This is a genomic window from Streptomyces sp. MMG1121 (assembly GCF_001280015.1).
Classification (GTDB): domain Bacteria; phylum Actinomycetota; class Actinomycetes; order Streptomycetales; family Streptomycetaceae; genus Streptomyces.
In genome coordinates this window covers 1-570 of record NZ_LGDV01000067.1, presented here as the reverse complement: position 1 = coordinate 570, position 570 = coordinate 1, and the positions used below count along the sequence as shown (strand labels likewise).

1 protein-coding gene is annotated in these 570 nt (G+C 69.3%); it reads left to right on the top strand.

Annotated elements, in window-relative coordinates; genetic code table 11:
• Window positions 1-570: beta-ketoacyl synthase N-terminal-like domain-containing protein (locus ADK64_RS08000; RefSeq protein ID WP_199829527.1), on the top strand; the 570-nt coding region annotated here is incomplete at both ends.

Genomic DNA, 570 nt, shown 5'->3' with positions numbered 1-570 from the left:
GAGGTGTCGTGGGAGGTGTTGGAGCGGGCCGGGATTGATCCGGTCTCGCTGAAGGGCAGTCGTACGGGCGTCTTCGCCGGAGCCATGTACCACGACTACAGCGAGGCGGTCGCCGCCGGCAGTCTTGTCTCCGGCCGCGTCTCGTACACCCTCGGGCTCGAAGGTCCCTCTGTGACGGTGGACACGGCGTGTTCGTCGTCTTTGGTGGCGATGCACTCGGCGGTCCAGTCGCTGCGCAACGGCGAGTGTTCGCTCGCCCTCGCCGGCGGTGTCGCCGTGATGTCCACGCCCATCGCGTTCGTGCAGTTCTCGCGGCAGCGGGGGCTTGCGCCGGACGGGCGGTGCAAGTCGTTCGCGGCGGGTGCGGACGGGACTGCGTGGGCCGAGGGTGTGGGTCTGGTTTTGCTGGAGCGGTTGTCGGACGCGCGGCGGAACGGTCACGAGGTCCTGGCGGTCGTCCGTGGGACGGCCGTGAACCAGGATGGTGCGTCCAATGGGCTGACCGCGCCGAACGGTCCTTCGCAGCAGCGTGTGATCCGGCAGGCGTTGGCGAGTGCGGGTCTGTCGGCG